At 48.1% G+C, this 7827-nt stretch carries 6 protein-coding genes and 1 pseudogene; all 7 read left to right on the top strand.

Translation table 11 applies throughout. The features are described from left to right. The first annotated feature begins 146 nt into the window (after positions 1–146). The 7 genes and pseudogenes from QMD03_01470 (at position 147) to QMD03_01440 (ending at position 7723) form a co-directional block, all read left to right on the top strand. Entirely contained in the window at positions 147–1433 is a 1287-nt protein-coding gene (locus QMD03_01470) for a radical SAM protein (protein ID MDI6775906.1), read from the top strand. Between the two features lie 127 nt (positions 1434–1560). After that, positions 1561–3306 (top strand): tetratricopeptide repeat protein, encoded by a 1746-nt coding sequence (locus QMD03_01465; GenBank protein ID MDI6775905.1) that lies wholly within the window; start codon positions 1561–1563, stop codon positions 3304–3306. 27 nt (positions 3307–3333) lie between these two features. Continuing rightward, positions 3334–3897, top strand: a pseudogene (locus QMD03_01460) (UvrD-helicase domain-containing protein). Then, entirely contained in the window at positions 3845–4381 is a 537-nt protein-coding gene (locus QMD03_01455) for a PD-(D/E)XK nuclease family protein (GenBank protein MDI6775904.1), read from the top strand. The pseudogene QMD03_01460 and the gene QMD03_01455 overlap by 53 nt, the downstream one beginning before the upstream one ends. Before the next feature lie 560 nt (positions 4382–4941). Then, positions 4942–5145 carry a zinc ribbon domain-containing protein gene (locus tag QMD03_01450; protein ID MDI6775903.1) on the top strand — a complete coding sequence of 68 codons (204 nt, stop codon included), beginning with the start codon at positions 4942–4944 and terminating at the stop codon, positions 5143–5145. A gap of 42 nt (positions 5146–5187) precedes the next feature. Continuing rightward, a complete protein-coding gene (gene hflX / locus QMD03_01445) occupies positions 5188–6801 on the top strand; it encodes a GTPase HflX (protein ID MDI6775902.1) in 1614 nt (537 codons plus the stop codon). Between the two features lie 355 nt (positions 6802–7156). Continuing rightward, positions 7157–7723: a 2-oxoacid:acceptor oxidoreductase family protein gene (locus tag QMD03_01440; protein ID MDI6775901.1), complete on the top strand. Its 567-nt coding sequence runs from the start codon at positions 7157–7159 to the stop codon at positions 7721–7723. Positions 7724–7827 lie beyond the last annotated feature (104 nt).

The following is a 7827-nucleotide window of genomic DNA, read 5'->3' as shown; positions in this document are numbered from 1 at the left end:
TCATGCATATGTCAATGTATTTATTTACTATTTGCCAATATTTTTAAACGGGTTTCGTAAGTCAATATTCGCCTGCAAACGTCAGCCTTAATATTGATAATTGCGGGGTTACAGATAATCTTTAGTGGAGGCATGCACTATCAAGAATGAATATACTATTGATCGAAATAAATCCCTTTATCCCCACGGCCGTTCCCATTTCTCTTGCCTACATCGCCGCTTTTTTGAGGGGTCAAGGGTTCAATGTGGAAATTGTGAATATTGGTGAGAACACCCCTTTTTCACTTAATCTCCTCGATTCCTATATCCGCGACTTTAAGCCTAAATTAGTCGGATTTTCCACCTATCAACGTAACATTCTCTTTGTTCTTGGCATGGCAGATTATGTAAAATCTATTGCTCCGGAGACAAAAATCGTTCTCGGGGGACCTCAGGCTACTTTTATCCCCTCCTCTGCCCTGGAGCCGGGCGGTTCACCTGATTTTATCTGCCGGGGGGAAGGTGAAATCGTGATGCTAAAGATTGCCGAGGCGATAAGGGAGGGAAGGGAAAATGCCATCGTTGCTGGAAGTTCCTGCAGATGTGAGGACCGGTTATTCTACAATGGCCCACCGGTTGAATCTTATGGAGATCTTGATAGATACCCTTCCCCCTATCTTGAAGATGACCTCATAGATTTCTCTAATCTCGAAGAGGCAATCCTCTTAACCTCAAGGGGGTGTCCCTATGGATGTATCTTTTGTTATACCCCTAATGCCTTTAAGCGAAGGGTCAGGTTCCATTCCATTGAAAGGGTAATGGAAGAAATGGGGTGGCTCTATCGGAAGGGGATAAAGAAATTCTGGTTCGCAGATCCGAGTTTTTCCATCAATATTGAGAGGGTGGAGAGACTGATGGAAGAGATCATCAAAAAAGACCTCAAGCTCCAGATCTGGCTGGAAACCAGGGCGGACCTCGTAAATGATGAGCTTTTGAAAAAGATGAAGGCAGCCGGAGTCTATCTTGTCGCCTACGGGCTGGAATCGGCATCAGAAAAGGTTCTCGAAGGTCTGCACAAAAATATCTCCCTCGATGATATGAGGAGAGCGATAAGATTGACCCAGAAATGCGGGATGGACGTGGAATTATTCACCCAGTATGGTTTCCCCCGTGAGACCTTTGCTGATGCCATGAAGACACTCGAGTTTCTCAAGGATAACGATGTAAAGATCAGGGGGAATTCTAACTCTCAGCAGATGCAGGTGTACTTTGGTACGGAGGTCTTCGATTCTTATAAGGAATATGGTATTCGCCCCATAGAAAAGAATAACCCTCTCTATATATCTATAGGAAAACAGTACGAAACGGAAAACCTGTCTTCTCACGATCTGAAAAGGATCAGTGCCCTCTGGGAAAAGGAATCTCTCGACGGGGCGAAGAGAAAGGTCTCGTAAGGTGTAGTTACGGATCGAGTTGCGAGTTGCGGGCCAGAGGTGAGGAGAAAAGGTTTCATAAAGTTATTTTACGGACTATGGGATGAGGAAAATTCCCAGGTAAGGGGAGGAAAAAGGAATTCTTATCATGTCAGATACTTCGATAAAAAAGGTATATGTTCTCCTGGACAGTAATGGAGGTTCTCTCCAGGAATTCGAGAAACATTTTGCCGGTCTTTTCCCCTGCCTTGATATTTCCTCGGACATCTATCTCCTTTCGGAAGATATCTCGCAAGATTTCTCCCTGGTAAAAGGGACAATAAAACAGGTTGCCCTTTTTCTGGAAAGATACCCTTTTTATAGGATAAACATCCATCCCGTGCATCCATTTCCCCTTTTCCATCCGGGAAGAGATATTTACCACGATCTCTTCCAGATAACGGCTCCTTTTAACAGAGAGGGATACCTTCACCAGAGTGTATCCCGTATAATGATCCTCCCCGTCCTCGCCATGGAGAGGAAGGACAGAAACAACCTAAAACAGTGCAGTCAGTATCTGGATTTCTTGAGGGATCGTTTAATCATCCCCAGCATCTATATCTCCGGAGTTCCCCCATCAGGTATCGGTAATATCGTAAAAAGCGACAGGGAAAGGGTTTATCTGGAACTCACCGAAGGAGAGAAATTAGAGCGGATCGCCAATACCCTGGGCATCCACTCTGTCTTTGACGATCTGGCAATATGGGCCAATGACCCTGTAAAAGGTGATCTGCTGCCGGGATGCCGTTCTGTCATCCTGAAGAGAAAAGACGGCAATATCTATAACTGCTTTAAGGCGTTCTTCCTGAATAAACCTGTTTTGAGCCTTTACGCGGATCGTGGTCTGCCGCTGTCGCAGACACTAAAAGCAGCCGAAAGTAAGCGTAGCGATTGCCTCAACTGCTCTGTGGAATCCCTCGCTCTGATGAAAGATACCCTCAGGATAAACGAACGTGAAAGAGAGGCGGGTGTTATTTCCTTTCATCTCGGGATGGCGCTGGTAAAACGGGAAGACTACGATGGCGCTCTCAAACAGTTTGATCAGGTACCGGAAAACCAGGGTGGCACCGAAGATAGGGGAACTATCCTCCTTTCCAGGGCCCTATGCCACCTCCGGCGGAATGAGGTCGGTAAGGCCATGGCCGCCCTGGATGAGGCGGAAAGATACCTTCCCTCTTCAGTAATGATTTACTACTATAGGGGTCTGTGTGAGTTCGGCCTCAGGGATTATATCGAGGCCATTGACAGGTTCAATGACGCCCTAAGATTAGGGGCTGACCAGCTTCCCCTGGGCGATGTATATTTCTATCTGGGGCTCAGTCATGTCAATATTGAGGAGTATGAAGATGGCCTTGTCATGATGAATCGTGCAGAGGAGTTTTTTACGAACAAAAGTCCCGTCTATTATTACATGGGCATCTGTCATCTGGGGATGCAGAAGTTAGAGATCGCCATAGATTATCTCAGGAACGCCCTTGCCGGCCGGCCTTCCGAGGAAGACCTGGGCAGCATATACCTCCACCTCGGTTTATGTTACAAGGAAATGGGACGGTATGAAGATGCGATCGCGGAACTCAAAAAGGCCGGAGATTCAGAGGAGGGAAGAAAGGACGTTCATAACCTGATGGGCTACTGTTATTTTAAACTGAAGGAACACGATCAGGCTATCGTCTGTTTCCTGAAGGCGGTGGAGATAGATCCAAACTCCGCGATTGATTATGCGAACATAGGTGTGAATCTCAAAGAAAAGGGAGAGACAGAAAGAGCCGTTTTAATGTTCCAAAAAGCCCTGAGCATGGATCCAACCATAGGTTTTGCCAGAAGACATCTGAATGAAATTAACCCGGCTCTGTAGCTTAACTTCCTCAGTGAGGCGGCTTTCGCATTAAGGGATCGCATCTCAGCAGTAGCCAAAAAGCTTAATTATTCCGAAGATCTCTCAGACCTCCTCGTCGGGACTATTCATGCCATTTGTAATGATTTCCTGATGGTTTATAGACATTTCACACCGCTCGGTAACAACTATGAAGTCCTCGATGAACTTACCCAACTTCTTTTTCTCTATGACAATTTCGATGAAATTATTGGACCTGAGGCTGATGGGAAATACCTCAATCGATGGACGACACGATGGACAGCTATCGAGGGTGCCCGAAACTATTTCGATAAGATAACGGAAGAACTGATTGATCCTAACGAGCTTCTCAAGTCGGCCGATCCCTTTACCCAGGATATTGGCCTTGCCTACCAGATGTATGAGCAAACACTTTTTGAAAAAAACTGCACCGATTTTGCCCATCAACAGAAGCTCTGCTACCATCTCCTTAAAGACACGAGAGCAAGTGAGAGCATAAGGGGAAGAATTAAATATGTGATGGTAGACGAATACCAGGATACAAACTACCAGTTTTACCAGTGCTCTCAAAGTTTACGAAACCTGCCCTAGGCAATACCAGTTCTTTCGAGATTTTGACTTCACACCTTCCAGATCAGCGGAAATCTTTTTCGGGGCCTTGGTTCATCAGACCATCGAGGACATCCATCGTTTGGTCCTGGATAAAAGGGCTCATGAGCTGAACGAGGGGAAGATTCGTAAAATGTTCAATTTTAATTTCCGACATCTTCTGGGCTTTTACAAACAACTTTGCATTTACGCTCATATTCTGGAACGGAGATATGATAGGAAGGCGGAAAGGCTTCTTCTTTATTGGACCGGCGAACCCATGCGAGAGGATGCTTTGATGGAATTCCCCTATTCACCTGCGATTGTAGATAAAGCGGGTATTTACTTTGACCAGGTGGTCGCACAGATTTTAAATAAGGATTATGCAATGCACAAGGCCCCTGAGCATAAGGTCTGTAAGGAATGTGACCTACGGATATATTGCGGTCGTGAAGGGACGATCACATTGGCTAAGGAAGAAATATGACAATAACAACAAATCGGGTGAAGAAGATATCTCGACATTGTAAACGGAGGACAGGAATCCGACGTATGATAATGGATTCTTTACAGCAACCTTCTGGCCAACCATGGGAATAGCTCGGAAGATCACCGAACAAGCTACCCCACAAGTTATAGGGCAAGTCACCGAACAAGCTGCCGAACAAGTCACCGAACAAGCTGTGGCCATGTTGCAAGCTGCCTGTGAACCGCGATCACTGAAAGATGTTCCCTAACAATCCTCCCTTGACCTGTCGGTTAAAGTGTGGTATTTATTTATCATAAAGTCTTATTTCCCCTCCCCATTAAAACCCCCCTTTTCCAAAGGGGGGGGATGAACTACCCCGCCGCAAGCGGACGGGGTATCAAAACCATGCCGTATACAAGTAAATAACGCCGCAAGCGGCGGGGAATTGAACCCTAAGAGATTAAAGAGAGGGTAGTAGAGTAAAATTTAAGTTAACGCTTATGGCCCATTAAGGGAGAGGGAGTTTTTGACTTTTTACAGGGTCATCATTTATCAATGAACTTAAAAGGGTACATAACATGCCTATCTATGAATTTGAGTGCAAAAAATGCAGCCATGTCTTTGAACGGTTCATGAAGATCGGAGAGGGTTATGAAGATCTGGCCTGCCCGGCGTGCGGGGTAAAAGATCCAAAGAAGTTAGTTACCGCCTTCAGGACCAATCTCTGGTCAACATTCCTCGACGATATGGAAAGAAAGGTCAACCCGTATAAATTCAAGTAGCGGCCGCGGGAGTGGACAACTATCTATAAAATTTACGGCAACTTGACCGGCCTCAAGTCGGAACAGATCAAGAGGATCGGGCAGTTCTACCGGCGGAAGGTCCCGCCGGAGAACATCCTTACCCATGAGCTGGCCAGACAACTGACGGAACTCTCCCGGGAGATCAACCGGCAGATCGGTATCCTCATCAGCCGCCGGGGCGAGATTGCCTATGTGATCGTCGGTTCCCACAGGGATATTGTGATCCCCAACCTTGATGCTTTCCGTTCTTCTTCTTCCAGGTTCAAGGGGTTACGGCTGATCCATACCCATCTTAACGGCGAAGGTCTTACCACCGACGATCTTGCCGACCTCGCCATCCTCCGGCTCGATCTCATCTGTGCCGTGGAGGTAGGGAGGGGCGGCCTTCCCGGATATGTTCATACCGCCCACCTGATCCCGGAAAACCCGGAGGGGAAATACTGGCTCATCATGGAACCTGTCCGGCCGGGGGAGATGCCCCTCCTCAATTTCACTTCCTTTACCCAGGCCCTAGAAGGCGAATTCACGAAAAAACAGAAGACCCGCAAGGTGGACTCCACCGACAGGGCAATCCTGGTGCGGGTGGAAACAGACCCGCTTTACGCAAGTCAAAACTCAATCGAGGAATTGAAGGAGTTGGCCCTTTCCTGTGGGGTTGAGATTTTTGATACCGTCATCCAGCACCGTGATCAGATGGACCCCAAGTTTCTTTTAGGGAAGGGGAAACTATCCGAAGTGGTCATCAAGGCCCTGCAGATGGGGGCGAATCTCCTGATCTTCGACCATGAACTGAACCCGGCCCAGCTCCGATCCATTGCCGATTTTACTGAGATGAAGGTCATTGACCGTACTCAGGTTATCCTCGATATCTTTGCCCGGCGGGCCCACAGCCGGGAGGGCAAGCTCCAGGTGGAACTTGCCCAGTTAAAGTATCTCCTGCCTCGGCTGGTAACGAAGAATACCGCCATGTCCCGTCTCACGGGCGGCATCGGGGGAAGGGGGCCCGGAGAAACGAAATTAGAGATCAACCGGCGGCGGGTGAGGGAGCGTATTCATCGCCTTGAGCATGAACTTCAGGGTATCGAGAAGGCGAGGGGTCAACGCCGGGTTAAACGGGAAAAGGCCGGGTTTCCCATTATCTCGATTGTTGGCTACACCAATGCAGGCAAATCCACCCTGTTAAATACCCTGACAAAGAGCCACGTTTTTACGGAAGACCGCCTCTTTGCCACCCTCGATCCTAAAAGCTCGAGACTCCGTTTCCCGAAAGATACCGAGGCGGTGATCACCGATACGGTGGGGTTCATTCAGAATCTCCCCCAGGACCTCTTTGCCGCTTTTCGGGCAACCCTTGATGAACTCCATGAGGCTGATCTCCTCCTCCATGTGATAGACGTGAGCAGTCCGCATTTTGAAGACCATATCACGGCGGTGGAAAAGATACTGGAGGATCTCCAGATCATCGGTAAACCAATCCTGCGAGTCTTCAATAAGGAGGACCGCTTCCCTGACAAGGCCCTCCTCCAGACCCTCTGCCGGCGTTTTCGGGCCACAGCCATCTCAGCCCTGGATCAGGAAACCCTCCCCCCTCTCGTAAAAGAGATGGAAACATTAGTCGTAAGTCGTAAGTCATAAGTCATAAGTCATAAATCATAAGTCGAGAATCTGTGGTTGTATCAGACTCCAGACTCGCATTTCAGGGGTGCAGAGAAAAAAACACCAATTGCCCCTTGACACCCGTCATCTTTTGTGCTAAACAGCCGTAAAATTGCTAACCGGGATTCCTGAAAATGACTGAAAAAAGAAGAGAGCGTGAGCTTGTAAATGAGACCTTGCCTTTGAGCCTCGTGTTGTGCCTCGCTCTTCTTTTGCTGGGATTGCCCCCAGCCCCCGTCGTTTTTAGGAAAAACTAAAACCAGAAAAAAGCATAAAAATCCTAAAGGCCATGGGGTTGGAAAAAGTCCATGGCCTTTTTAGTTTTGGAGACGATATGCACGAAGTGATCTGGCATGGAAGAGGTGGTCAGGGCGTTGTCGCCGCCGCACAGATACTGGCCGAATCCGCCTATCTTCAGGGATTTAAGGGGGTGACCTCCGCCCCTACTTTCGGCCCGGAGAGGAGGGGGGCGCCGCTCACGGCCTCCACGAGGATTGCGAGCGAGCCGATCAGGATGTTTTCCCAGATTGAACGGGCTGACATTGTCGTAGTCCTCGATGCCTCCCTGTTTAAGGTTGTTAACATCTTAGGTTCCCTGAAGGAGGGAGGGCTTATCATCATCAACACACAGCTTAAGGCCGACGAGGTCGAAATCGGCGGGTGCTATGATATCGCCGCCGTGGATGCTGTGGGTATTGCCATGAAGCATCATCTGATCAAGGAGGGGGCACCCATAGTCAACACCCCTCTCCTTGGGGCCTTTGCCAGGGTCTCAGACCTCGTTTCCATCGAGTATATTGAAAAAGGATTGAGGTGGAAGTTATCCGGCGGGGTGGCACAGGCAAATATCCTGGCATTAAATGTTGCCTTTGAAGAGACGACGATAAAAAATAAGTCGTAAGTCATAAGTCGTAAGTCGTAAGTCAAAAGACATAGGACATAGGACGTAGGACATAGGACGTATGACATAGGACGTATGACATAGGACGTATGACATAGGACGTA

This window comes from Syntrophales bacterium (assembly GCA_030018935.1).
In the GTDB taxonomy this organism is placed as follows: Bacteria; Desulfobacterota; Syntrophia; order Syntrophales; family CG2-30-49-12; genus CG2-30-49-12.
Note: the sequence above shows the minus strand (reverse complement) of the source record. Positions and strands in the feature narration are given on the sequence as shown.

Bases quoted from the DNA above. Each gene is read 5' to 3' on its own strand.
- QMD03_01440 (MDI6775901.1), top strand. From the start codon at position 7,157: ATGCACGAAGTGATCTGGCATGGAAGAGGTGGTCAGGGCGTTGTCGCC.
- QMD03_01450 (MDI6775903.1), top strand. From the start codon at position 4,942: ATGCCTATCTATGAATTTGAGTGCAAAAAATGCAGCCATGTCTTTGAA.
- QMD03_01470 (MDI6775906.1), top strand. From the start codon at position 147: ATGAATATACTATTGATCGAAATAAATCCCTTTATCCCCACGGCCGTT.
- QMD03_01465 (MDI6775905.1), top strand. From the start codon at position 1,561: ATGTCAGATACTTCGATAAAAAAGGTATATGTTCTCCTGGACAGTAAT.